We start from the raw sequence: 22,305 nt of genomic DNA on the forward strand, positions 1-22,305 counted from the left end.
CCTGCCCTGCCGGGCCGTGCCGACCACCGCATCGGCCCCGTGTCGACGGCGGGCGTACCCCCAGCCGGATCAAGCCGATCTGCGGGGCGCGCCGTCCGTTCCTACGGTGGCTGAATGGTCATCAGACACGTTTCGCGCGCCGTCATCGCCCGTTCCGTGGCGCTCGCGCTCGGTGCCGCGCTGCTGTTGCCCGTGCCTGGGGCGGCTGCCAGGTCCCGGGAGCCGGAGCCACCCCGCCCCCGGCCCCTGCCCGCCCGCAGCCAGCTCGACCGGCCGGGCACCCAGGCCAACCCGGGCGGCCCCGGGACCGCCGCGCCCCCGTCGGACCTGTCCGCGCTGTCGTGGATCGTCGCGGACGCCCGGTCCGGCGAGATCCTCGCGGCCCGTGACGCGCACCGCAAGCTGCCGCCCGCCTCCACCCTGAAGGCCCTGTTCGCCGTCACGGCCCTGCCGCATCTGCGGTCGGGAGGCACCCATACGGTCACCGACGGCGAACTGGAGGGCATCGGGTTCGGCAGCAGCATGGTGGGGGTGGAGGCGGGCTACCGGTACCGGGTGGACGATCTCTGGCGGGGCGTGTTCCTCAGTTCCGGCAACGACGCGGTACGGGTCCTCTCGGCGATGAACGGCGGCTTCGCCGCGACGGTCCGCCAGATGCAGGCCAAGGCCCGTTCGCTCGGCGCGCTGGACACCAAGGTCGTCTCCCCCGACGGGTACGACGCGGAGGGGCAGGTGTCGTCCGCGTACGACCTCGCGGTCTTCGGCCGGGAGGGGCTGACCGATCCGGAGTTCATCCGGTACGCGTCGACCAAGCTGGCGGACTTCCCCGGCGGCCGGGTCACCTATCCGATCCAGAACACCAACCGGCTGCTGACCGGCGCGGACGGGGTCGACGCGTACCGGGGGCTGATCGGGGTCAAGAACGGTTACACCACCAACGCGGGCAACACTCTCATCGCGGCGGCCGAGCGCGACGGCCGGACCGTGATCGCCACGGTGATGAATCCGCAGGACGGCGGACACGCCGTCTACGAGGAGGCGCGGGCGCTGCTCGACTGGGGCTTCACCGCGGTCGGCCGGGTCCGGCCGGTCGGCTCCCTGCTGCCGCCGCCCCCGCCGCCGCGACCCGCCCCGGGCGCGGTCAGCCCCTCGGCCGCGGCGCCCTCGCCCCGGCCGCTGGCCGTGTCGGTGGCGCAGCAGGGGGAGGTCGCGGAGGGGGACGGAGGGTGGTCGACGGGGTCCGTCGTGGGGACGGGTGCGGTGCTCGCGCTGGTCGGGGCGGCGGTGTTCCGCGCGCGTGCGCGGGGGCGGCGGGGTGCGAGGGGGGAGCACTGAGTCGCCCGGTGAGCCCTTGCGGTTCCTCGCGCCCCTGGGTTTCCTGTGCTGGGCGTACTTGTCCCTGTGCCGTCGCTCGTGGGGTGCGCAGTTCCCCGCGCCCCTTTGGTCTCCTGTGCTGGGCGTACTTGTGCCCGTGCGGGTCGTTCGTGGGTGCGCGGTTCCCCGCGCCCCTGGGTACTCGGGGCCGGATGTACTTGTTCCTGTGCCGTCGCCCGTGGGTTTTGCGCGGTTCCCCGCGCCTCTGGGGTCTGCGTCCGTGGCGTACTTGTTCCTGTGCGGGGTGTTGTGCAACCTCCTTGGGGTGGTGGTCGTCTGAGGGAGGACACGGGGCGGGACGTGGGCGTACGGGGGATGTTCGTCGTCGGCCGGTCGGGTCCACCCCACGATCAGGAACAGGGGAACCAAGTGATGCGTGTACGTACCGTTCTCGCGGCGTCCGCCGCGGCCACCGCTCTCGTCCTCACCCTGCCCGCGAGCCTCGCGGTCGCCGCGCCGCAGGGAGCGCAGGCGGCGCCGGTGCCCATCTGCCGGGAGGGCAAGGTGACGGTCGAGGCGAGCAGGACCGACCGCCCCCATGTCATCCATGTCCGGGTCAGGAACAACGGCGACCGCACCTGTGCGATCGACCGGATCCCGACCGTCACGTTCGGCGCCCTGGACGGTGCCGCGCAGCCGGTGCCGCCCACCGAGAGCAGGCCGTACCGCGTCGGGGCGGGCAAGGCGGCCTACGCCACGGTCCGTACCGCGCGGACCGACGACCAGGCCGCGCGCGTCGTACGGTCCGTCACCGTCGCGGCGGACCCGTCGCACCGGGGCAAGGCGTTCAGCGCGCGGTCCCTCGGCGCCCCGCACGGCGTCAAGGTGTACGAGCCGGTGACCACCTGGTGGCACACGACGCAGGGCCGGGCCGACCGCGCGCTCGACCGGGCGACCTGATCCGGACGGGCGCCGGACTCGCGTCCGGCGCCCGGACGCGCCACTCTGGTCGCAGTTGTCCGCGAGGGAAGGAACACCGCAGATGAGCCGGCCGACCGAAGCCGTCACCGTGACCGACGTACCGGAGCAGCAGCGTTACGAGGCCCGGACCGGTGACACCCTCGCGGGCTTCGCCCAGTACATCCGCACGGCGGAGCTGATCGCCTTCGTGCACACCGAGGTGGATCCGGCGTTCGAGGGCCGCGGGGTCGGTGGCGCGCTGGTGCGGGCGTCGCTCGACGCGGCGCGGGCCGCCGGGACCTCGGTCCTGGCCGTGTGCCCGTTCTACTCGGGATGGATCGCCCGGCACCCGGAGTACAAGGATCTGCTGTACTCCGGGCAGAGCAAGGTCAGCGACTGACGGCCGCGCCGGACCGGAGCGGACCGACGTGAGCGGGCACGGGAGCGGGGCCAAGGGCGGCGGGGACACCACCGGACCGGACGGCGGTCCCGGGGTCCGGCTGTCGTCGGCGCGCGGGCGCTGGGTGATGAGCTGTGTCGTCCTCGCCTCCGGGATGGCGATGCTGGACGGCACGGTCGTCAATGTCGCCCTGCCCCGGATGGGCCGGGACCTCGACGCGTCCCTGTCCGGGCTCCAGTGGGTCGTCAACGCGTACATGCTGACGCTGTCGGCGCTGCTCCTGCTGGGGGGCGCGCTGGGGGACCGGATCGGCCGCAAGCGGACGCTGGTCATCGGCGTGGTGTGGTTCGCGGTGGCGTCCGCGCTGTGCGGGATCGCCCCGGACGACGCGACGCTGATCGCCGCGCGGGCGCTCCAGGGGGTGGGCGGCGCGCTGCTGACCCCGGGTTCGCTGGCGCTGGTGCGGTCGACGTTCCATCCCGACGACCAGTCGAGGGCGGTCGGCGCGTGGTCGGGGCTGACCGGGGTGGCGGGCGCGCTGGGGCCGTTCCTCGGGGGCTGGCTGATCGACGGGCCCGGCTGGCGGTGGATCTTCCTGATCAATGTGCCGATCGCGGCGGTCGTCATCGCGATCGCGCTGCGGCACGTCCCGGAGAGCCGTGACCCGGCCGCCGCCGACCAGCGGTTCGACGTGCTGGGCGCGGTGCTCGGCGCGCTGTGCCTGGCCGGGATCAGTTACGCGCTGATCGGCGCGTCGGGCGACACCTCGGACACCGCCGTCGCGTTGTCCGCGCTGGGCGGTGTGGTGGCGGGTGCCGCGTTCGTGGTGGTGGAGCGGCGGGGGGCGGCCCCGATGCTGCCGCTGTCGTTGTTCCGTTCCCGGCTGTTCAGCGCGACCAACGCGATGACCCTGTGTCTGTACGCGGCGATCGGCGGCGTCCTGTTCCTGCTGCCGGTGCAGTTGCAGACGGGCCTCGGCTGGGACGCGCTGGAGGCGGGGACGGCGACCCTGCCGATCACGGTGCTGATGCTGCTGCTCTCGGCGCGCGCGGGTGATCTCGCCCGCCGGGTCGGGCCGACACTGCCGCTGGTGACCGGTCCGCTGATCGCGTCGGCGGGGGTGCTGCTGATGCTGCGGGTGCATCCCGGTTCGTCGTACGTGGCGGACGTGCTGCCGGCGGTGGTGGTGCTCGGCGCGGGGATGAGTCTGTTCGTGGCGCCGCTGACGGCCACGGTGCTGGCGTCGGTCGAGCCGTCGCACGCGGGGCTGGCGAGCGGGGTGAACAACACGGCGGCGCGGATCGCGCAGTTCCTGGTGGTCGCCGCGCTGCCGTTGGCGGTGGGGCTGTCGGGTGACGCGTACACCTCGGCGGACGCGGTCAACGCGTCGTTCCACCGGGCGGCGATCGGCTGCGCCGCGCTCTTCGCGCTCGGTTCGCTGACCGCCGTGCTGCTGATCCGGCCGACCGCGGTACGCGGCCGGGTACGGGACGCCCCCGAGCCGCTGTGCCGGTCGAACATGGCTGCCAACTGTCCGCCCCTGGAGCCGGGGCCGCGCGAGGCGGGGCGGACGGGGTCCGGGGAAGGACAGCGCGGGACCGGCGGCTGAGGACACCGCCGCGCGGAAAACGCCGTGGGCCCCACCGCTGGAGAAGGATGCGGTGGGACCCACGGCCGGGCGAGGAGCGGACCAAGGAGGGGGAGTTCCGCCCGCCGCCCGAGGAGGATGGCTCAGTTGTCGCGCTGCTTGCGGAAGCGGCGGTGCAGCAGGGTGCCGCCGAGCAGCGCGAGGGCGGCGGGGGCGGCGAGGGCCAGCGGGTCGGCGCCGGTCTGGGCGAGCGTGGCCGAGTCGGCGGGCGCGGCCGGGGCGGCCTTCTCGTGGTCGTTGTCCGGGAGGACGGTGGCCGGGGTCTTCGACTCCTCCTCCGGCGCGACCTTCACGGGCTCCTTCACCGGCGGCTTGGGCGCGACGGGCCGCTCCGGCGGGGTCACCGGCTTCTGCGGGGGCTTGGGTCCGGAGACGTTCTCCGAGTGGTTGCCGAACACCGGGTTGCCGATGCCGACGACGTTGACGGAGTTCCCGCTGACGTTGACCGGGAGGTCGATCGGGAGCTGCACACCGTTCCCGGAGATCACCCCGGGCGAGCCGACGGCCGCGCCCTCGGCGGTGGCGCCGCCGCCGTTCGCCGCGTTCGTGCCCGGCGTGGCCGACCCGCCGGGCTTCTCCTGCTCCCCGTATCCCTTCGCGGTGGTGCCGCCACCGCGGTTCGCGCAGGTGTTGCCCGCCGCCGGGTTCAGGAGACCGACCACATTGACGGTGTTCCCGCACGCGTTGACGGGGACGTGCACCGGCAGCTGGACCGTGTTCCCGGAGACCGCGCCGGGCGAGCCCACCGCCGCGCCGTTCGCGGTGGAGTCCGCGTGGGCCGGGCCGGCGCCGACGACGGCACCTCCGGCGACGGCCACGGCGATCAATCCATTCCGGGCAACCCGCTTCATCCGTTCCCTGCCTTCCAGACGTCGTCGCGGGCACTCACCCGCACTGGAGAAAACGCCGGAGAACGGTTCGAGTTATGGCCAAACGGGCTTTCACCCCATCGAGTGGCGGTCCGGTCGAACTGACCCACGTCGCCACGGCGAGCGAACGACCCGCCGCCCGGGGCCCGGATCCCGCGCCGCTCCCGGTGCCCGCACGGCGATCGGCGCTCCGCGCGTCACCGCGTCATATGAGCGGCGACGTCTATAGGCTGCGGTCGGCCCGGCCGGTCGCGCACGCATTCGATGTCCTGGCGACCCGGTTCGGCGCCGGACACCGCGACCGCGCACCGACGGCGACAGGGAAGAGCGGCCATGAGCGACATCGTCGACCGGATCAACGACGTCCACCGCGAGGTCGGCGGCCGGACCGTCCCCGAGGGGCGGGCCCGTACGGTGCTGCTGCGGCGCGTGTACGACTTCCCCGCCGGGGACGTCTGGGACGCCTGCGCCGACCCCGAACGGATCAGCCGCTGGTTCCTGCCGGTCAGCGGGGAGTTCTGGCTGGGCGGGGACTACCGGCTGGAGGGCAACGCGGGCGGGCGGATCCTGGCCTGCGAACCGCCCCGGCTGCTGCGGGTGAGCTGGCTGTCCGGCCCCGACCCCGGGTTCGGCGAGGTGGAACTGCGGCTCACCCCCGAGGGCACGGAACGGACCGTCCTCGCACTGGAGCACGCGGCGGTGGTCCCCGACGGGACATGGGACCGGTACGGGCCCGGCGCGACAGGCGTCGGCTGGGACCTCACCCTGCTCGGACTCGGACGGCATCTGCGGACCGGGGCGGGCGCCCTGGAGTCCGGGGAGTGGCAGGACTCCCCCGAGGCGGTGGAGTTCATGACCCGCTCCAGCGCCGCCTGGGGCGCGGCGCACCGGGCGTCCGGCGCGGAACCCGCCGCCGCCGGGGCCGCCGCGCAAGCGACCCTGGCGTTCTACGTACCCTCCGCCGGGGGCGAGGGGACCCCGGGCGCCTCCTGACCCCGGTGGGGCCTGCGCTCAGCCGCCGACGACCCGGGCGAGGGCCAGCGAGGCGTCCTCCTCGACCCCGGTACGGAACTCCCGGTCGTAACTCTCGTCGCCCAGTGCCTCGCGGGCCGCCCGCTCGCATTCCTCACGGATCGGGCCCAGCTCCGGGGTACCGCGCTGGGCGTGGCCGACCGCGCGCCAGTACGCGAGGCCGGTGCCCGCGAGCCGGGCGGCGGAGTTGTTCTCGCCGCCCGCGGCGAGCGCGGCGGCCAGCAGATCGAGGCCCAGGGCGATACCGAAGGTGTCACCCAGCCTGCGCTTGCCGTCGAGCATGGCCCGCGCGTGCTCCGCTGCCTCCTCGGGCCGGTCCTGGAACAGCGCGATCAGCGACAGCTGGTAGTAGGTGTAGTTGCGGGCCCAGTACTCGCCGCGCGACACACAGCCGCGCCGCAGCTTCTCCGCCTCGGCCGTCGCCTGGTCCAGCTGCCCCGACCCGGTCAGCGCGAAGATCCGGACGAGATGGCAGCGCAGCACCGACGCCGACGCGAACGGCCCGTCGGGCGCGGTCGCCAGGGCCCGGTCCGCGACGTTCCCGGCGGCCAGCGGACGGCCGGACAGCAGATGGGTGATGCCGAGGAGGTACGCGGCGGATCTGCGGCCCTCCAGATCGTCATCGCGCTCCGCCTCCTGGGCGCAGAGCTCACCCAGCAGCCGTGCCTTGTCGTGCTCCCCCTGGAGCAGCGCCGCGCAGCCGAGCGCCCATTGCGCGCGGGTACGCGTCGGGCCGGGCACGCCGTACAGCGCGAGCGCGGACTCCAGATAGTCGCGTGCCTCGTGCAGATGGCCGCAGCACGCCCAGAAGAAGCCGACGCGGGACGCCATCTCGGTGGCCGCGTGCGGATCGGTCGTGAGCAGATGGTCGAGGGCCGCGCACACATCGGGATGCGCGGCGGCGAGCCTACGGTACCAGCCCGCCTGGCCGGGGCCGAGCCAGCCGTCGTCGGCGCGGCGCACCAGATTGAGGAAGGCGCGGGCGTGCCGCCCCTCGGCGGCCTTCTCCTCGCCGAGTTCGGCGAGCCACATCCGGCCGTACTCCCGGACGGTGTCGAGCATCCGGAAGCCGTTGCCGCGCCGGGACACCACGGACTTGGCGACCAGTCCGGCCAGCGCGGGCGCCACCGCGTCGGCGCGCAGCGGGCCGCCCACGCAGACGGCCCGCGCGGCGGACTCGTCGAAGGTGCCGCGCAGCACCGAGAGCCGCGCCCACAGCAGCCGTTCGAGCGGGGCGCACAGCTCATGGCTCCAGCCGATGGCGGTACGCAGCGACTGGTGGCGGGCGGGGCTCACCGGTTCGACGGTGTCCAGCGCGGACAGCGCGGTACGCAGCCGCTTCTCGACCTCTTCGACGGTGCCCTCGCGCAGTTGGGCGCCCGCCAGCTCCAGGGCCAGCGGGATGCCGTCCAGGCGGCGGCAGATCGCGGCGACGGCCCTGGTCTGCTCGGGGCCGTCCAGCCGCAGACCCGGGGCGGCGGCACGGGCCCGGTCCGTGAAGAGGGTCAGCGCGTCGCCGTCGAAGGGCAGCGGACCGACCTCGAACCGCATCTCACCCGGGATACCGACGGGCTGACGGCTCGTCGCGAGGATCGTCAGTCCGGGGCAGGCCGTGAGCAGATCGCCCGCGAGATCGCGGCAGGCGTCCACCAGATGCTCGCAGGAGTCGAGGACCAGCAGCATGCGTTTGTCCGCGAGCCACGCGCACAGCGCGTCCGCGGGCATCCGGGGGGTGTGATCGGCCAGGCCGGACGCGTCGGAGACCGTCGCCGCGAGCAGCCGCTCGTCCTGGAGCGGCGAGAGATCCGCCCAGGCCACCGTGTCGGGCGGCCCGAGGACCCCCGTCGTGACGGCGTGCAGGGCAAGCCTCGACTTGCCGACACCGCCGGGGCCCGTCAGGGTCACCATTCGGTGCCCGGCGAACGCCTCGGCCAGCCGTGACAGTTCGGACCTGCGTCCGACAAAGCTCGTGGACTCGTCAGGAGTACTTCGCACCACGAGGACAGTGTGGACCAGCTCACACCGCGGCGCACCGTCCGTCGTGGAATGCAGCCGGAAACGGTCACACGCCACGCTGAGTTGACCGATACCCGCCCTGACCAGTCAAGGGCTTGCCGATCGCCCGCAGCGGGAAGGGGTTCTGGTAACGGGTGGTGGGGGCGCCGTCAACTCCCCGTTCGGGTGGGATCTTCCACCGCCCACGGGCCATAGGTCATCCGGGCCAACCGGGCCCGTAGCGAGAGGAGTGGTCAGCATGCGCGCGCAGAAGCGTTGCGGTGGTCGCACGGCACGTGTCGAATTCGTGCTGCCGGGCGGCTCCGCGTCGGCGGGCCGGGCCAGGCAGCTCACCCGGGCGTTGCTCGCGGAGGGGTGCGGCCGGCCGTCGGACCGGCTGCACGATGCCCAGCTCGTCGTGTCCGAGCTGGTTTCCAACGCCACCCGGGCCGCTCGTGGGCCCTGCCGGCTCCGGCTGCGGCTGGACGCCCACGAGTTCACGGTGGAGGTGCACGACGACAGCCCCGAGCGGCCGTCGCTGCGTCCGCCGTCGGCGTCGGCGGAGTCGGGGCGGGGGCTGGCCCTGGTCCACGCGTTGTCCCGGCACTGGTGTGTCGTGGGCGACCGGCGGGGTGGGAAGACGGTACGGGCCGTACTCGCGCTGGACTGAGTTCCTCAGCGGGTCGCCTTCGCTTGCGCCTCTGGGTCTGTCCGGGTGGACGCGCTTGTTCCTGTGCCGTCGCTCGGTGGTTTCGCGCAGTTCCCCGCGCCCCTTTGGGGCGCGTTCTGCCGGTTCTTCGGGTCGGTGCCGGTCGGGATTCTCCGTCCTCGATCCGACACGCTCGGCACGACGTCCCCTTGCCCGACTGAAGAGCATCGGAGTCTGCGGGCAGAGATTCCCGCCCACCCCCTCCCGCAGCACCGCGACTCCGCGAGGAGGGGGGTATGAACCCGGCCCCGGTTGCTGACAGCCCGCAGACTGACGGCAGCCCCAGGTGGGCGCCCCTTCAGGGGCGCGGGGAACTGCGCACCCACGGGCAACCCGCACAGGGACAAGCGCGCCCAGCCGGACAGACCTCGGAAGCGCGAGCGAAGGCGGCCTGCGGGGAACTGCGCACCCCCGTCCGACCCGGACAGGAACAAGTACGCCCAGCCGGACAGACCTCGGAAGCGCGAGCGAAGGCGGCCTGCGGGGAACTGCGCACCCAACGAACGACCCGCACAGGAACAAGTACGCCCAGCCGGACGGACCTCGGAAGGGTGAGCGAAGGCGGCCGGTCAGAGGGTGCCTGTGACTGTCACGGTGATCTCGATGGTCGGGGTGCCGTCGGGCTCCAGGAGGGTGCGGGCCGCCGTCCGCGCCACGTCCCGGACCGCGCGGCTGACGTCGACCGCGCGATGACCCCGCAGCGTCGTCAGCTTGACGTCGATCCGCCAGCCGCGCCCGTCCGGCGCGGGAACGGCGCGCACCCCGGCCGAACCGACCGGGCGGGCCACCGCGCCCCGCAGCAGATCGGTGAGCGCGGGTCGCAGATAGGCGACCCCGGGCAGCGGCCGGACCGCGTCCGCGACCGTCCCCTCCAGCGTCCGCCGGGTGTCCTGCGAGGTCATCGTCGGTCCCTCCCGTCGTCGGCGGCCAGCAGGTCCGTCACGGTGACGTCCACCCTGCCGACGGTGAGCCCGAGGCGCTCCGCGCCGGCCCGTACCGTCGCGGCGCGGACGGCCTCCGCGGCCTCCTGGAGGTTGCGGTGCGCGGACACCTCGACCTCCAGCCGCACCCGTACCGGTCCCCGGGGCACCCCGGAGCCGCTGTCGGCGGGGTCGGCCGGGTGGACCTGGCAGCTCCCGGCCCGGACCCCCGGCAGCGCGTCGACGGCCGCCCGGAAGGTCTTCGCGGCGGCCGATTCCACGATCCACAGGTCCTCGTCGAGATCGCCGAGCGGCAGCGTGCGGCCCGGACGCAGTTCGAGGCGGACGACGTCCATCACCCGCGCGGTGAACCGGGCGGCCTCGCGCGGATCGGCCGTACCCGCCTCGTCGGTGTCGCGGGCCCGCTGGACGAGCCGGTCGAGGGTGGTCAGCTCGCGCAGGGCCGCGCCGCAGTGCGGGCAGGTCCGCAGATGGGTGTCCCGCTCGGCCTCCGGGGTGCCCTGGGCGTCCCAGACGGATTCCAGGGACCGCCCGCAGGGCAGCAGTTCACCGGCGGGGCCGTCAGGGGTGCCGGGACCGTCGCCGGACGGCAGCGGGTTCACGTTCAACGCCATGCTCCCATCGACTCCGTCAGTTGGCGCCGTGCGCGGAAGATCCGCCCGCGGACGGCCTGCCGGCTGATGCCCACCGCCTCGGCGATCTCCTCGTACGACAGATCGTGCAGCTCACGCAGGACCCAGCAGGCCCGCTGCTCGGGCGACAGGCCCGTGAGCGCGACCGCCAGGTCGCGCATCGCGGCGTGCGACTCCGCCGTCCGCGCCGGGGAGCCCTCGTGCTCGGGAGCCGGGGGTTCGGCGACGGCGTCCAGGGGCGCCGAGGGACGTCTCGCGCGCAGCACGTTCAGACAGCGGTTGGTGACGATGCGGTACATCCAGGTGCGGAATGCGGCGTCACCACGGTACTCCGGCAGCCGCCGCCAAGCGCTGACGAACGCGTCCTGGACGGCGTCCTCGGCCTCCGCCCGGTCACCGAGCATGCGGGTCGCCAGATTGAGCAGCAGCGGACCGTGGCGGTGCACCAGTGTCTCGAACGCCTCCTCGTCGCCCTCCCGGGCCCGGACCGCCAGCAGGGCGTCGTCGGGCGCCCGGCCCGGGGGGTCGGGTCGGTCCGTACCGGCGATGCCGTTCCCGGGCAATCGTTCGCTCCTCTGCACCCGTACGCGGAGAACTCCGCGGACCCCTTGCGACACCGGTGGCCGTGATCCGTCACGCGGCGGCACGTGACGCGACCGCCGGGCTCCGCGTGACGTCCGGCTCCGTCCTGTGTCCAACGGATACGAGGCAGCACAGGCACGGGCCCGGCCGGGCGCGTGGCCCCGGCGCTCCGGCGCCGGGGCCCGCGGCTCCGGTGACCGGGCCCCGGACACGAGGAGCGAGCACCATGGCCACTCAGGAAGTCTCCGGTGGGAAGAAGGGCACCGCGACCGGGACCGGCCCGGCGCGCGGCGGCTCGGCCGAGCACACCACCACCCTCGGCGGCGGGGCGACCGGCCCCGGGGAACCGGCCGCCACCCGGGGCCGGACCTCGATCGCGGACGCCGTGGTCGTCAAGGTCGCGGGCACGGCCGCCCGTGAGGTGCCGGGTGTGCGTGACATGGGAGGCGGTCTCTCCCGTACGTTCGGCGCGGTACGCGACCGGGTGCCGGGCGGGCGGCCCGATGTGGGCCGGGGCGTCAAGGTCGAGGTGGGCGAGCGGCAGGCGGCCGTGGACCTGGGCCTGGTGGCCGAGTACGGGGTGCCGATCGCGGGCCTGGCGCGCGAGGTGCGGGAGAACGTCGTCGACGCGGTCGAACGGATCACCGGTCTGGAGGTCGTCGAGGTGAACATCACCGTCCACGATGTCCGGCTGCCCGACGAGGAGGACGACGAGGACGAGGACGGACGCGGGGACGGCTCCGGCTCCCGGGTCGCATGACCGATGGTGTGGCGTGACAGGTGCCTGACGGGGGGCGCGTCCTGAGGGTTCGGCGCGTCGCCATGTGGGGGCCCGGAGGGGCGGCGGCGGTGGCCGGAACGGGATGGATCCTCGGGGCCGCCGGGGGCGGCGGTGTGACCGTCACACCGATGGGTCGTTGTTCCGGGTGTCAGGGATGCCGACGCGCTCTCGTACGGCGGGTAGCGGCACACCGTCACCGCCCGGAAGGCCCTCCCCATGTCCACGTACTCGCGGCCGCGTCCCCCGGCCGACCGCTCCCGGCACCATGTCGAACGCGCCGAAGCCGCGCTGATAGGCCATTACGCGCGGCTGGTGAGACTGGCGTATCTGACGCTGCCGCCCGCGCTGGGCCGGCACCGCCGGGTGCTCGCCGCGCACGGGACGGTGCAGCGGTCCCTGCGGGGCGTGCGGCGCGGCCGCCGGGAACCGGCGCTCCCCGCGCAGCGCGGGGAGCCCTCGTCCGACTACGCGTGGGTGCGGCTGCGGGTGCTGCGGGGCGCGCTGGCCGAGGGGACACGGACCGGCTGGTGGCCACCCAGGCTGCCGGCGCGGCACGCCCTGCCGCTGCGGCTGCCCGCGGTGCTCGGGCTGCGGCTCTTCCCCCGGGCCGGGGGCGCCGGGGAACTCGCGCTGGACCAGGCGCTGTCCGAGGTGCGCCCGGAGGTCCGGGCGGCGTTCGCGCTGCTGCTGCTCGACGGTTTGCCGTCCGAGGCGGTGCGCGCCGAGCTCGCGCAGGCCGACGGCCGTGACCCGGGCGGTGCGGTACGGGCGGCCGAGCGGCTGCGGTCGGCCCATGAGGACGCCGGGGCGCTGCTGCGGTCGGAGGAGTTCGATCCGTGCACGGTGCACACCCGGCCCACCGATCTCATCCGGCGCCGCCGCCGCGCCCGGTTCGCGGCGATGACCGGGGCGCTGGCGGTGCTCACCTGCACCGCGCTCGCCGTCACCTCCGGCCCGCCGGACCAGGGCCGGACCGCCGCCCCGGTGGCCGGGCCCGGTTCCGCCGTGGTCGATCCGGCGCGTCTCGTGCGTGCGGGCCACGGCGGCTGGGCGGACTCGGCCCGGGTCGATTTCACGGTGTGGCCGGCCCGTGGTTCCCGGGCCGGGGACCGCGCGCTGCTCGGCCGGGCGCTGGGCGCCTGGGCGTCGCCCGCCGGGGACGTGACCGTGTCCGCGGCGTCCGGCACCACCGCCGTACCGCCGTCGGCGCCCGCGCGGCTCCTGTACGCGGGCGAGGCCGACGGCGACGCGGTGGTGCTGCTGCACGACGGGCAGCGGCTCGCCCGCTACACCGAGCCGGGGCCGGACGGTGGCGGCCGGGCACTGGATCTCGCGCGGGCGGACGACGCCGATGTGACGTCGGCCGCGGCCGTGGCCCTCACCCGGGGCGGCGGGTCCGTCCGGTATCTGACGGCACCGTGGATCGCGACGGCCGCGACCCGTGATCTGCTGGATCCCGACGCCCCGGCGCGGGCACTGGAGGTCGCCGCCGACGGTGTGACACCGGCCGTGCCGCGGCCGATGGCGGGCGGGGGATGCGGGGAGTCGTGGCCCGCGCTCCAGTTGCGTTCCTCCCGGCGGATCGTGGAGCGTCATTCGTTCCTCGTCACGGACCTCGGCGACCTCTCCCCCGTGCACCTCACCTACACCCCGCCGCCCGGCCGCGGGGCGCCCGCGCGGCAGCCCCGGGAGGCGACGAGCGGTCCGGCGCTGGTGAGCTGGGCGCGGTCGGTGTGTCTGCTGCGGGGGATGCGCGACACGGGCGTACGGGCCGTGAACGACTGGGCGTTCGCGGAGCAGGATCTGCCGGAGGAGGCGGGCCGGGCCGTGTGGACGTGCACCCGGGTCGACACCTGGCGCGGTCCCGGCGACATCCTGGTGCGGTTCCGGCCCCCGGCGCGTGCGCTGACCGCGCCCGGCACGGTGGTGGCCCGGCGCGCGGACACGGCGGCGTGCGGCCGGTTCGGTCAGCACATGGTGGCTCAGGCGCGCTGGCAAGCGCCGTCGGGGCGCTGGTACGTGCTGGCGGCGGGCAGCCGGGCGGTGACCCGGATCGAGACGGCCGGGTCGGTGCGGGAGACCTCGGCGGGCACGACCCTCGCGGTACCGGCGGGCCGGGAGGCCCCGGTCACGGCGTCGGGCCTGACCCGGGACGGCGACACCCTGCGGGCGCTGGGCACCGGCTGACGGCCGACGGGTCCCCCTTCCAGGAGACCCGTCGGCCGTCAGCGGCCGTCAGTGGCCCCGGCGGAGCCATTCGTCCAGCTGGGGGGCCTCGGCGGCGATCGTCGTGCTGTCGCCGTGGCCGGTGCGGACCACGGTCTCGCCGGGCAGGGTCAGCAGCTTGGCGCGGATCGACTCCACGATGGTCGGGAAGTCGCTGAAGGACCGGCCGGTCGCGCCGGGGCCGCCCGCGAACAGGGTGTCCCCGGTGAAGACCGTACCCAGCTCGGGGGCGTACAGGCTGACCGCTCCCCGGCAGTGGCCGGGGGTGTGCAGGACGCGCAGCACGGTGCCCGCGACGGTGATCTCCTGGCCGTCGGCCAGTTCGCCGTCGGGTGCCCGGTCGGGGTGGGTGAGCCGCCACAGTTCGGTGTCGGCGGGGTGCAGCAGGACGGGGGCGCCGGTGCGGTCCGCGAGGGCGGGGGCGGCGTCGACGTGGTCGTCGTGGGCGTGGGTGCACACGATCGCGACGAGCCGCCGGTCCCCGAGGGCCTCGGCGATCGCGTCGGCGTCGTGGGCGGCGTCGATGACGACCGCCTCGGAGTCGTCACCGACGATCCAGACGTTGTTGTCGACGTCCCAGGTGCCGCCGTCCAGTGAGAACGTGCCGGAGGTGACGAGGTGGTCGATGCGCGCGGCCATCAGAGGACCACCACCGAACGCAGGACGTCGCCCTGGTGCATCCGGGTGAACGCCGCCTCGACGTCGTCCAGCCCGATGGTCTCGGTGACGAACGCGTCGAGGTCGAGCCGCCCCTGGAGATAGAGGTCGATCAGCATCGGGAAGTCGCGGGACGGCAGGCAGTCGCCGTACCAGGACGACTTGAGGGAGCCGCCGCGTCCGAAGAAGTCGAGGAGCGGCAGATCGATCCGCATCTCGGGGGTGGGGACACCGACGAGGACGACCGTGCCCGCGAGATCGCGGGCGTAGAACGCCTGCTCGTACGTCTCGGGCCGGCCGACCGCCTCGATCACCACATCGGCGCCGAAGCCGCCGGTCAGTTCGCGGATCCCCTCGACGGCGTCGGTGGAGCGGGAGTTGACGGTGTGGGTGGCGCCGAGGCCGCGCGCGGTCTCCAGCTTGCGGTCGTCGATGTCGACGGCGACGATCCGTCCGGCGCCGGCGAGCCGGGCGCCGAGGACGGCTGCCGCGCCGACCCCGCCGCAGCCGATGACGGCCACCGAGTCGCCCCGGCCGACGCCCCCGGTGTTGATCGCGGCACCGATCCCGGCCATCACCCCGCAGCCGAGGAGTCCCGCGGCGGCCGGGGAGGCGGCCGGGTCGACCTTGGTGCACTGTCCGGCGGCGACCAGGGTCTTCTCCGCGAAGGCGCCGATACCGAGCGCCGGGGAGAGTTCGGTGCCGTCGGTGAGGGTCATCCGCTGACGGGCGTTGTGGGTGTCGAAGCAGTACTGGGGCCGGCCGCGCCGGCAGGCGCGACACTGACCGCAGACGGCCCGCCAGTTGAGGACGACGAAGTCGCCGGGGGCGACCTCGGTGACGCCCTCGCCGACGGACTCGACGATCCCGGCGGCCTCATGGCCGAGGAGGAAGGGGAAGTCGTCGTTGATGCCGCCCTCGCGGTAGTGGAGGTCGGTGTGGCAGACCCCGCACGTCTGGACCTTGACCACGGCCTCACCGGGTCCGGGGTCGGGCACGACGATCGTCTCGATGCGGACCGGTTCGCCCTTCGCCCGCGCGATGACGCCCCGCACCTGCTGCGCTCCCATGCCCGTCCTCATTCCTTCGGTCGTGTGGTGGCCGACGGTCGCGTCGGCCCGCCCGTGTGGAGCGTAACGTTTCCGCCGGAAGCGGGAACACCCGGACGTACCCGCCGGGCGTCGCCGGTCACCGGTGCGGGGGCAGCACCTAGGCTGGGCGGGTGCGCGGTCCTGCGATGCGTTCCCCCGGCCGGGACGAGGCCCTGCTGGCGGCCGATGTGCTGCTGCCGGTCGACATGACCCTCGGGGTGGTCCTGGTCGCCCTTCTGCTGCTGGCCGCCACGACGGCCGCCGTGTTCCGGCTGGCGCCGGACGGGTCGCGCGGCCGGGCCCGGGACATCGCGTTCGCGGGCGGCCGGGCCGCGGCGCAGCTCGCGGCCGTGTCGCTGGCCATCGGCTGGGTGGTGCGGCACCTTCCCGCCACGTTCGCCTTCCTGCTGCTGATGTTCGCCGTCGCGGTCCGGACCGCCGGGCACCGGATCACCCCGGACCGGGGCTGGTGGTGGGCGGCGGTGCCCGTCGCCGGGCCGGTGGCGCCGCTGGTCGCCGTGCTGCTGGCGATCGGGCTGCTGCCCGCGCGGGGGATCGCGATGATCCCGGTGACGGGCATCCTCATCGGCGGCGCGCTCACCGCGACGGTGCTGGCCGGCCGCCGGGCGCTGGACGAGCTGACGGCCCGTGCCGGTGAGGTGGAGGCGTGTCTGGCGCTGGGGTTCCTGGAGCGGGACGCGCGGCTGGAGATCGTCCGCCCGGCCGCCTCGGACGCGCTGCTGCCGGGCCTGGACCAGACCCGTACGGTCGGTCTGGTGACCCTGCCGGGCGCGTTCGTCGGGATGCTGCTGGGCGGCGCGTCCCCGGTCATGGCGGGCGCGGTGCAGCTCTTCGTGCTGATCGCGCTGATGGCGGTGCAGACCATGGCGGTGGCGATCACCGTGGAGCTGGTCGCGCGGGGACGGCTGCGGCGGCCCGCGCCCGGTGCGGGAACCGGGGCGCGCGTGCGTTCGTGAATACTGCCGGGAGGCTCGTCGGAGAGCCGAGCGGAGTGCGACAGAGGGGAGTCCGCCATGGCAGTCGGTGCCGCCCGGATCGAGGGGAACACCGTGGTCCTGGGAGGGGTGCGGGTCCGGTTCATCCGTACCCTGCGCCTGCCGGAGACGGGAACGCATCCGCTGCCGCCGGGGCTGGGCGAGTTCCCGGTGCGGCGGGTCGAGGACCACCTGGACACCGTGCCGTCGGAGTGGCGGGCCAGGGGCGGGGTGATGCTTCCCGTGTTTCTGCGGGAGGCCATGTGGCTGAGCTTCGCGGGCACCGACGAGCCGTCGGCCCTCCAGGTCGGGGTGGGCAAGGTGTGCGCGGTGTCCGGCGAGCGGTGGACCGGTGCGCTGGCGCGGCGCCCGCAGAACTATCTGACGCTGCCCCGCCAGCCGTGGCTCGACGGCATCAACTCCGGCCGGGGCACGGTCCGTCAGTTCGTGGCCGTGCCGCTGGGGATGGGGGCGACGGTCGAGGGCCAGGTGACGGGCGAGGAGACCGTGGGCGGTGTGCAGCTCCAGGCGTTCGGGCTCGGGGAGGCCGCGCACCGCGCGTGGCAGGCGGAGCGGGAACGGGCCCGGCTGATACGCCCGCGCGTGGAGACGGCCATGTACGGGGCCCCGCCCGGGGCGCTCGCGGCGCCGGGTGCCGTCGGGGGCGGCGCCCCGCCGCCGGCGCCGGGCGGGGCGCCGGAGGCCGCGCGGGGCGCGGCCGCCCCCCGGGCGCGGGCGGCGGCGATGGGGCTGGGCGCGGGCGGTTCGATGCGGCAGCAGGTGTTCGAGGACGACCGGCCGCTGTCGGACTGGGCCGCGGAGCCGTCGGCACGGACGTTCGTCCATCTGGTGACGGCCCCGGAGTGGCGCCGGATCACCGGCGATGCCGCGCCGCCGTCGCCGGTGGACCGGGCCGCGTACACGGCCGCGGGGCTGCCGTGGTTCGACCACTACGACGAGAGCGCCACCGATCTGGCTCCCCCGCGAGCACTCGGTGACGTCAGGCCGGTCGGGGACTGGATCGGCGACGACCACACACCGTGGCAGGCGCCGGGCGCCCATCAGGTGCGACCGCTGGGCGACCACCGGCCGGGGCGGCCCGTGCGGGACGGGGACTGGTAGACCGCGTCCGGTCCGCATATATGGGGCGCGCCCCGTCCGCGTGGGTTGCGCGCCCCGGGGGCGGGCCGGAGGCTGGGGGGATGCTGTTCGAACGGCTGGCCCGGGTGTCGCGGGAGGTGGCCGCCACCTCGGCGCGCTCCCGCAAGACCGCGCTGCTCGCGGAACTGTTCCGGGGGAGCGCGCCGGACGACGTACCGGTGGTGATCGCGTACCTCGCCGGACGGCTCCCCCAGGGGCGCATCGGCGTCGGCTGGAGCGTGCTGCGTCACCCGGTGCCGCCCGCGTCCGTGCCGACCCTCACCGTCCGCGCGGTCGACACCACGATGACCGGTCTCGCCGCGGTGTCCGGGGCCGGGACGCGGGCCGAACGGACGCGGCTGGTCGGGGGGTTGATGGCCGCGGCGACCGAGGAGGAGCAGCGGTTCCTGCTCGGGTTGCTGACCGGTGAGGTACGCCAGGGCGCGCTCGACGCGCTCGCGGTGGAGGCGTTGGCGGCGGCTTCCGGAGCCCCGGCGGACGCGGTGCGGCGCGCGGTCATGCTCTCCGGTTCGCTCCCGGAGGTGGGGCGGGCGCTGCTCGCCGACGGGCCGGCCGCGCTGGCGTCGTTCCGGCTCACGGTGGGACGGCCGGTGCTGCCGATGCTCGCGCGGAGCGCGGTCTCGGCGACGGAGGCGGTCGACGCCCTCGCGGACGGCGGGCCGTGCGCGGTGGAGGAGAAGCTGGACGGTATCCGGGTACAGGTGCACCGGGACGGCGACGAGGTGCGGGTGTACACCCGCACCCTGGACGAGATCACCGCCCGGCTCCCCGAACTGGTCGCCCTGGTCAGGGAGTTCCCGGGTGACCGGTTCATCCTGGACGGTGAGGTGCTCGCGCTGGGCGCCGACGGGCGGCCCCGGTCGTTCCAGGAGACGGCCGGACGGGTCGGTGCCCGTCTCGATGTGCCGTCGGCGGCGCGTTCGGTGCCGCTGTCCCCCGTCTTCTTCGATCTGCTGGCCCTCGACGGCCGGGAGTTGCTGGATCTGCCGCTGTCCGAGCGGCACCCGGAGCTGGCGCGGCTGGTCCCCGCCGTGTCCCGGGTGCGGCGGACGGTGGTGGACGCGGCGGACGGCCCGGGGGCGCGGGAGACGGCGGAGGTGTTCCTCGCGCGGACGTTGGAACGCGGCCATGAGGGGGTGGTCGTCAAGGGGCTCGGCGCGCCGTACAGCGCGGGCCGCCGGGGCGCGTCCTGGCTGAAGGTGAAGCCGGTGCACACCCTGGACCTGGTGGTGCTGGCCGCCGAGTGGGGTCATGGACGGCGCACCGGCAAGCTGTCGAACCTGCATCTGGGCGCCCGCGGCCCGGACGGCTCCTTCGTGATGCTGGGGAAGACGTTCAAAGGGCTCACCGACGAAACGCTGGCCTGGCAGACCGAGCGGCTGCGGGAGATCGCCACCGGTGACGACGGGTTCGTGGTGACGGTCCGGCCGGAACTGGTGGTCGAGATCGCCTTCGACGGGCTCCAGCGCTCCACCCGTTACCCGGCGGGCGTCACCCTGCGGTTCGCGCGGGTGGTGCGCTACCGGGAGGACAAGAGCGCGGCGGGGGCCGACACGCTGGACGCGGTCCTCGCGGTCGGCGCGGCGCGACACGCTCGGAGCGGCGGCCCGGACTCCGGGGGCGCTCCCGGGGGCTGACCTCGTGATCGTCGCCCGGGGGGAGCGGGGGCACAGATGTACGTGAGGACGAACCGGGCCAGGGAGGGACAGACTTGGGCCCATGACGGTCAAACGCAGCGCGGGGCTGCTGCTGTTCCAGCGGCGCTCCGGTGGCCCGGAGGTCCTGCTGGGGCATATGGGCGGGCCCTACTGGGCGCGCAAGGACGTCGGCGCGTGGGGCGTGCCGAAGGGTGAGTACGTACCGCCGGAGTCGGCGTGGGACGCGGCCCGTCGGGAGTTCGAGGAGGAGTTGGGGATCGCGCCGCCGCAGGGCGCGGCGATCCCGCTCGGTGAACACACCCAGCCCGGTGGCAAGATCGTGACGGTGTGGGCCGTCGAGGCCGATCTGGACCCGGCGTCGATGGTCCCCGGCACGTTCACCATGGAGTGGCCGCCGCGGTCCGGCCGGATCGGTACCTTCCCCGAGCTGGACCGTGTCGCCTGGTTCGGACTCGGTGCCGCGCGCGAGGCGATCGTCCGGGGCCAGACCCCGTTCCTGGACCGGCTGGCCACGCGTCTCGGGGGCTGACATCGTGGTGCGCGAGCGATGCGATCGCGCCACCGCCCGAATGGCGGCATCACGCTAATTCACCGTCACCAGGTGTAACGACCATCACACCGGGTAACGGCAATTCCCGACGTACCACCGGTCCACACCACATCGCGTTGCGGCAGTCCCCGCAGAGGGTGATGGTCGTAGGGACCGCGCACCAGGAGGTCTCAGCCATGCCCATCGCGACGGTGAACCCGGCCACCGGCGAGAAGGTCGCCACCTACGACGCACTGGACGGCCCCGGTGTGGAGCGCAAACTCGCCGCCGCGGCGGCCGCGTTCGAGAGTTTCCGGCTGCTGCCCCTGTACGAGCGCGCCCGGCTGCTGCACAGCGCCGCCGACCTGCTGGACCACGACCGGCCGGAGATCGCCCGGGTGATGACCGTGGAGATGGGCAAACCCGTCACGCAGGCCCGCGCCGAGGCCGCCAAATGCGCCAAGGCGATGCGCTGGTACGCCGAGCGCGGGGACGCGCTGCTCTCGGACGAGATCCCGGACCCGGCCGATGTGGAGGACTCGGGGGGTGTGACGGCGCGGGTGGTGTTCCGGCCGCTCGGGGTGGTCCTCGCGGTGATGCCGTGGAACTTCCCGCTGTGGCAGGTCGTGCGATTCGCCGCGCCCGCGCTGATGGCGGGCAACGTGGGACTGCTCAAGCACGCCTCGAACGTGCCGCAGACGGCGCTCTACCTGGAGGACCTGTTCCGCCGGGCGGGCTATCCGGAGGGCTGCTTCCAGACGCTGCTGATCGGTTCCGGGGCGGTGGAGGGCGTGCTGCGGGACCCCCGGGTGGCCGCCGCGACGCTCACCGGCAGTGAACCGGCGGGGCGGGCGGTCGCGGCCGTCGCGGGGGACGAGATCAAGAAGACCGTCCTGGAACTGGGCGGCAGCGATCCGTTCGTGGTGATGCCGTCGTCCGACGTGGAGCGCGCCGCACGGGTCGCGGTCACGGCCCGGACGCAGAACAACGGCCAGTCGTGCATCGCGGCCAAACGGTTCATCGTCCACGAGGACGTGTACGACGAGTTCGCGGACCGGTTCACCCAGGGCATGAGAGCGCTGCGGGTGGGGGACCCGCTGGACGAGGACACGGAGGTGGGCCCGCTGGCGACCGAGCGGGGCCGCACCGATCTGGAGGAACTGGTCGACGAGGCCGTGGAGAGCGGGGCGACCGTGATGTGCGGCGGCCGGCGACCGGCGGACCTCCCCCACGGCTGGTACTACGAGCCGACGGTCCTCGCCGATGTGACCGAAGCCATGCGTATCCACCACGAGGAGGCGTTCGGTCCGGTGGCGACGCTGTACCGGGTCGCGGACCTCGACGAGGCGGTCGCCCTGGCCAACGACACGCCGTTCGGGCTCAGCTCCAACGTGTGGACCCTGGAGGAGGCGGAGATCACCCGGTTCACCCGTGATCTGGCGGCCGGTGGAGTGTTCTTCAACGGGATGACGGCGTCGCATCCGGCGTTCCCCTTCGGGGGCGTCAAGCGCTCCGGCCACGGGCGGGAGCTGTCCGCGCACGGCATGCACGAGTTCTGCAACATCACCACCGTGTGGCAGGGCGCCTGACCGGCCTAATCCCGGGATGACGGGGAGCCGCAGGGCCGGGTTCGCGGCCCGTGGACGGATACGATCCACAGCGTCGTCGTCCCCGGGAGGAATCTGTGGGTCGGGAAGTCGTGCCCCCTGTGATCATCGACAGCCACGGCAGTCTGCATGTGGCCGCCGAGGATGTGAGCAAGCTGCTGCGCGGGATCGGGGGCCACTGGCTCCATCTGGTGGAGCACGGGCGGCGCGGGCTCGACGAGGACACGGTGGCCACGCTGACCATCGAACTGGCGAAGCTCGCCGACCGGATCGACGTGGCCTGCATCGCGCACCAGACCGCGACGACGGCGCCCTGATCACGACGGCGCCGTGAGCACGACCGTCCCGTCGTGACGGTGCCGGGTCCGGTGCTGGTCCAGGCGGATCGGTTGAGCCGTTCGGGTGACACCGCCGACGGGCCGGAGCGGACACCGGTCGGCGGCGGCGCGCGGGCGGCGGGCCGTGCCAGGCCCGGCGGGGCGGGCCGGAGCGGCGGCGCGCCGAGGGGTCCGGGCGGT

21 protein-coding genes are annotated in these 22,305 nt (G+C 74.5%); 14 read left to right on the forward strand and 7 right to left on the reverse strand.

Annotated features, from left to right (window positions below; genetic code table 11):
• Positions 1-114 precede the first annotated feature (114 nt).
• The 4 genes from AB852_RS34240 to AB852_RS34255 all read left to right on the forward strand — a co-directional run bounded on the left by AB852_RS34240 (position 115) and on the right by AB852_RS34255 (position 4,283).
• Positions 115-1,335 carry a D-alanyl-D-alanine carboxypeptidase family protein gene (locus AB852_RS34240; protein WP_073794604.1) on the forward strand — a complete coding sequence of 407 codons (1,221 nt, stop codon included), beginning with the start codon at positions 115-117 and terminating at the stop codon, positions 1,333-1,335.
• Positions 1,336-1,746: 411 nt separating this feature from the next.
• Entirely contained in the window at positions 1,747-2,274 is a 528-nt protein-coding gene (locus AB852_RS34245; RefSeq protein ID WP_073794607.1) for a DUF4232 domain-containing protein, read from the forward strand.
• Between the two features lie 82 nt (positions 2,275-2,356).
• On the forward strand, positions 2,357-2,674 hold the full coding sequence (locus AB852_RS34250; protein WP_073794609.1) for a GNAT family N-acetyltransferase: 318 nt from the start codon (positions 2,357-2,359) through the stop codon (positions 2,672-2,674).
• Between the two features lie 127 nt (positions 2,675-2,801).
• A complete protein-coding gene (locus tag AB852_RS34255) occupies positions 2,802-4,283 on the forward strand; it encodes an MFS transporter (protein WP_079185154.1) in 1,482 nt (493 codons plus the stop codon).
• Between the two features lie 122 nt (positions 4,284-4,405).
• On the opposite strand, the gene AB852_RS34260 is transcribed toward AB852_RS34255, so the two are convergent.
• Complete coding sequence (locus AB852_RS34260) at positions 4,406-5,173, reverse strand: chaplin (protein WP_178391193.1); 768 nt, start codon at positions 5,171-5,173, stop codon at positions 4,406-4,408.
• Between the two features lie 351 nt (positions 5,174-5,524).
• Here AB852_RS34260 and AB852_RS34265 point away from each other — a divergent pair, with 351 nt between their 5' ends.
• A complete protein-coding gene (locus AB852_RS34265) occupies positions 5,525-6,184 on the forward strand; it encodes an SRPBCC family protein (RefSeq protein WP_073794618.1) in 660 nt (219 codons plus the stop codon).
• Between the two features lie 18 nt (positions 6,185-6,202).
• On the opposite strand, the gene AB852_RS34270 is transcribed toward AB852_RS34265, so the two are convergent.
• Positions 6,203-8,221, reverse strand: coding sequence for an ATP-binding protein (locus tag AB852_RS34270; protein ID WP_073795067.1), 2,019 nt, complete (start codon positions 8,219-8,221; stop codon positions 6,203-6,205).
• A 256-nt stretch (positions 8,222-8,477) separates the two neighbouring features.
• On the opposite strand from AB852_RS34270, the gene AB852_RS34275 reads away from it, so the two are divergent.
• Positions 8,478-8,888 carry an ATP-binding protein gene (locus tag AB852_RS34275; protein WP_073794621.1) on the forward strand — a complete coding sequence of 137 codons (411 nt, stop codon included), beginning with the start codon at positions 8,478-8,480 and terminating at the stop codon, positions 8,886-8,888.
• 608 nt (positions 8,889-9,496) lie between these two features.
• On the opposite strand, the gene AB852_RS34280 is transcribed toward AB852_RS34275, so the two are convergent.
• The 3 genes from AB852_RS34280 to AB852_RS34290 are packed head-to-tail and all read right to left on the reverse strand — an operon-like array spanning position 9,497 to position 11,063.
• Positions 9,497-9,829, reverse strand: a complete 333-nt coding sequence (locus tag AB852_RS34280; protein WP_073794624.1) for a hypothetical protein — start codon at positions 9,827-9,829, stop codon at positions 9,497-9,499.
• Positions 9,826-10,482, reverse strand: a complete 657-nt coding sequence (locus AB852_RS34285) for a hypothetical protein (protein WP_073794626.1) — start codon at positions 10,480-10,482, stop codon at positions 9,826-9,828. Before AB852_RS34285 ends, AB852_RS34280 begins: the two co-directional genes overlap by 4 nt.
• Positions 10,473-11,063 carry an RNA polymerase sigma factor gene (locus tag AB852_RS34290; protein ID WP_073794629.1) on the reverse strand — a complete coding sequence of 197 codons (591 nt, stop codon included), beginning with the start codon at positions 11,061-11,063 and terminating at the stop codon, positions 10,473-10,475. Before AB852_RS34290 ends, AB852_RS34285 begins: the two co-directional genes overlap by 10 nt.
• Before the next feature lie 245 nt (positions 11,064-11,308).
• Between AB852_RS34290 and AB852_RS34295 the strand changes: the two genes are divergently transcribed.
• Together AB852_RS34295 and AB852_RS34300 are read left to right on the forward strand one after the other, a co-directional pair.
• Positions 11,309-11,842: an Asp23/Gls24 family envelope stress response protein gene (locus AB852_RS34295; protein ID WP_073794631.1), complete on the forward strand. Its 534-nt coding sequence runs from the start codon at positions 11,309-11,311 to the stop codon at positions 11,840-11,842.
• A gap of 237 nt (positions 11,843-12,079) precedes the next feature.
• Positions 12,080-14,050, forward strand: a complete 1,971-nt coding sequence (locus AB852_RS34300; protein WP_073794634.1) for a hypothetical protein — start codon at positions 12,080-12,082, stop codon at positions 14,048-14,050.
• Between the two features lie 48 nt (positions 14,051-14,098).
• On the opposite strand, the gene AB852_RS34305 is transcribed toward AB852_RS34300, so the two are convergent.
• Both AB852_RS34305 and AB852_RS34310 read right to left on the reverse strand, forming a co-directional pair.
• Entirely contained in the window at positions 14,099-14,728 is a 630-nt protein-coding gene (locus tag AB852_RS34305; protein WP_073794637.1) for an MBL fold metallo-hydrolase, read from the reverse strand.
• Positions 14,728-15,816: an S-(hydroxymethyl)mycothiol dehydrogenase gene (locus AB852_RS34310; protein ID WP_073794639.1), complete on the reverse strand. Its 1,089-nt coding sequence runs from the start codon at positions 15,814-15,816 to the stop codon at positions 14,728-14,730. The genes AB852_RS34305 and AB852_RS34310 overlap by 1 nt, the downstream gene beginning before the upstream one ends.
• Positions 15,817-15,983: 167 nt before the next feature.
• On the opposite strand from AB852_RS34310, the gene AB852_RS34315 reads away from it, so the two are divergent.
• The 6 genes from AB852_RS34315 (at position 15,984) to AB852_RS34340 (ending at position 22,104) form a co-directional block, all read left to right on the forward strand.
• Complete coding sequence (locus AB852_RS34315; protein WP_073794642.1) at positions 15,984-16,814, forward strand: ABC transporter permease; 831 nt, start codon at positions 15,984-15,986, stop codon at positions 16,812-16,814.
• A 57-nt stretch (positions 16,815-16,871) separates the two neighbouring features.
• Complete coding sequence (locus tag AB852_RS34320; protein WP_073794644.1) at positions 16,872-17,954, forward strand: hypothetical protein; 1,083 nt, start codon at positions 16,872-16,874, stop codon at positions 17,952-17,954.
• An 80-nt stretch (positions 17,955-18,034) separates the two neighbouring features.
• Positions 18,035-19,630, forward strand: coding sequence for an ATP-dependent DNA ligase (locus AB852_RS34325; protein WP_073794647.1), 1,596 nt, complete (start codon positions 18,035-18,037; stop codon positions 19,628-19,630).
• 82 nt (positions 19,631-19,712) lie between these two features.
• Positions 19,713-20,180, forward strand: a complete 468-nt coding sequence (locus AB852_RS34330; RefSeq protein ID WP_073794650.1) for an NUDIX hydrolase — start codon at positions 19,713-19,715, stop codon at positions 20,178-20,180.
• A 197-nt stretch (positions 20,181-20,377) separates the two neighbouring features.
• Complete coding sequence (locus AB852_RS34335) at positions 20,378-21,769, forward strand: NADP-dependent succinic semialdehyde dehydrogenase (RefSeq protein WP_073794653.1); 1,392 nt, start codon at positions 20,378-20,380, stop codon at positions 21,767-21,769.
• A gap of 95 nt (positions 21,770-21,864) precedes the next feature.
• Positions 21,865-22,104, forward strand: coding sequence for a DUF6213 family protein (locus tag AB852_RS34340; RefSeq protein ID WP_073794655.1), 240 nt, complete (start codon positions 21,865-21,867; stop codon positions 22,102-22,104).
• The last annotated feature ends 201 nt before the right edge of the window (positions 22,105-22,305 follow it).

Source organism: Streptomyces uncialis, from assembly GCF_001905345.1.
In the GTDB taxonomy this organism is placed as follows: Bacteria; Actinomycetota; Actinomycetes; order Streptomycetales; family Streptomycetaceae; genus Streptomyces; species Streptomyces uncialis.

Coding starts and splice junctions, on each gene's coding strand:
- AB852_RS34240 (WP_073794604.1), top strand. CDS start 115: ATGGTCATCAGACACGTTTCGCGCGCCGTCATCGCCCGTTCCGTGGCG.
- AB852_RS34245 (WP_073794607.1), top strand. CDS start 1,747: ATGCGTGTACGTACCGTTCTCGCGGCGTCCGCCGCGGCCACCGCTCTC.
- AB852_RS34250 (WP_073794609.1), top strand. CDS start 2,357: ATGAGCCGGCCGACCGAAGCCGTCACCGTGACCGACGTACCGGAGCAG.
- AB852_RS34255 (WP_079185154.1), top strand. CDS start 2,802: ATGAGCTGTGTCGTCCTCGCCTCCGGGATGGCGATGCTGGACGGCACG.
- AB852_RS34260 (WP_178391193.1), bottom strand. CDS start 5,173: ATGAAGCGGGTTGCCCGGAATGGATTGATCGCCGTGGCCGTCGCCGGA.
- AB852_RS34265 (WP_073794618.1), top strand. CDS start 5,525: ATGAGCGACATCGTCGACCGGATCAACGACGTCCACCGCGAGGTCGGC.
- AB852_RS34275 (WP_073794621.1), top strand. CDS start 8,478: ATGCGCGCGCAGAAGCGTTGCGGTGGTCGCACGGCACGTGTCGAATTC.
- AB852_RS34280 (WP_073794624.1), bottom strand. CDS start 9,829: ATGACCTCGCAGGACACCCGGCGGACGCTGGAGGGGACGGTCGCGGAC.
- AB852_RS34285 (WP_073794626.1), bottom strand. CDS start 10,482: ATGGCGTTGAACGTGAACCCGCTGCCGTCCGGCGACGGTCCCGGCACC.
- AB852_RS34295 (WP_073794631.1), top strand. CDS start 11,309: ATGGCCACTCAGGAAGTCTCCGGTGGGAAGAAGGGCACCGCGACCGGG.
- AB852_RS34300 (WP_073794634.1), top strand. CDS start 12,080: ATGTCCACGTACTCGCGGCCGCGTCCCCCGGCCGACCGCTCCCGGCAC.
- AB852_RS34305 (WP_073794637.1), bottom strand. CDS start 14,728: ATGGCCGCGCGCATCGACCACCTCGTCACCTCCGGCACGTTCTCACTG.
- AB852_RS34310 (WP_073794639.1), bottom strand. CDS start 15,816: ATGGGAGCGCAGCAGGTGCGGGGCGTCATCGCGCGGGCGAAGGGCGAA.
- AB852_RS34315 (WP_073794642.1), top strand. CDS start 15,984: ATGCGTTCCCCCGGCCGGGACGAGGCCCTGCTGGCGGCCGATGTGCTG.
- AB852_RS34320 (WP_073794644.1), top strand. CDS start 16,872: ATGGCAGTCGGTGCCGCCCGGATCGAGGGGAACACCGTGGTCCTGGGA.
- AB852_RS34325 (WP_073794647.1), top strand. CDS start 18,035: ATGCTGTTCGAACGGCTGGCCCGGGTGTCGCGGGAGGTGGCCGCCACC.
- AB852_RS34330 (WP_073794650.1), top strand. CDS start 19,713: ATGACGGTCAAACGCAGCGCGGGGCTGCTGCTGTTCCAGCGGCGCTCC.
- AB852_RS34335 (WP_073794653.1), top strand. CDS start 20,378: ATGCCCATCGCGACGGTGAACCCGGCCACCGGCGAGAAGGTCGCCACC.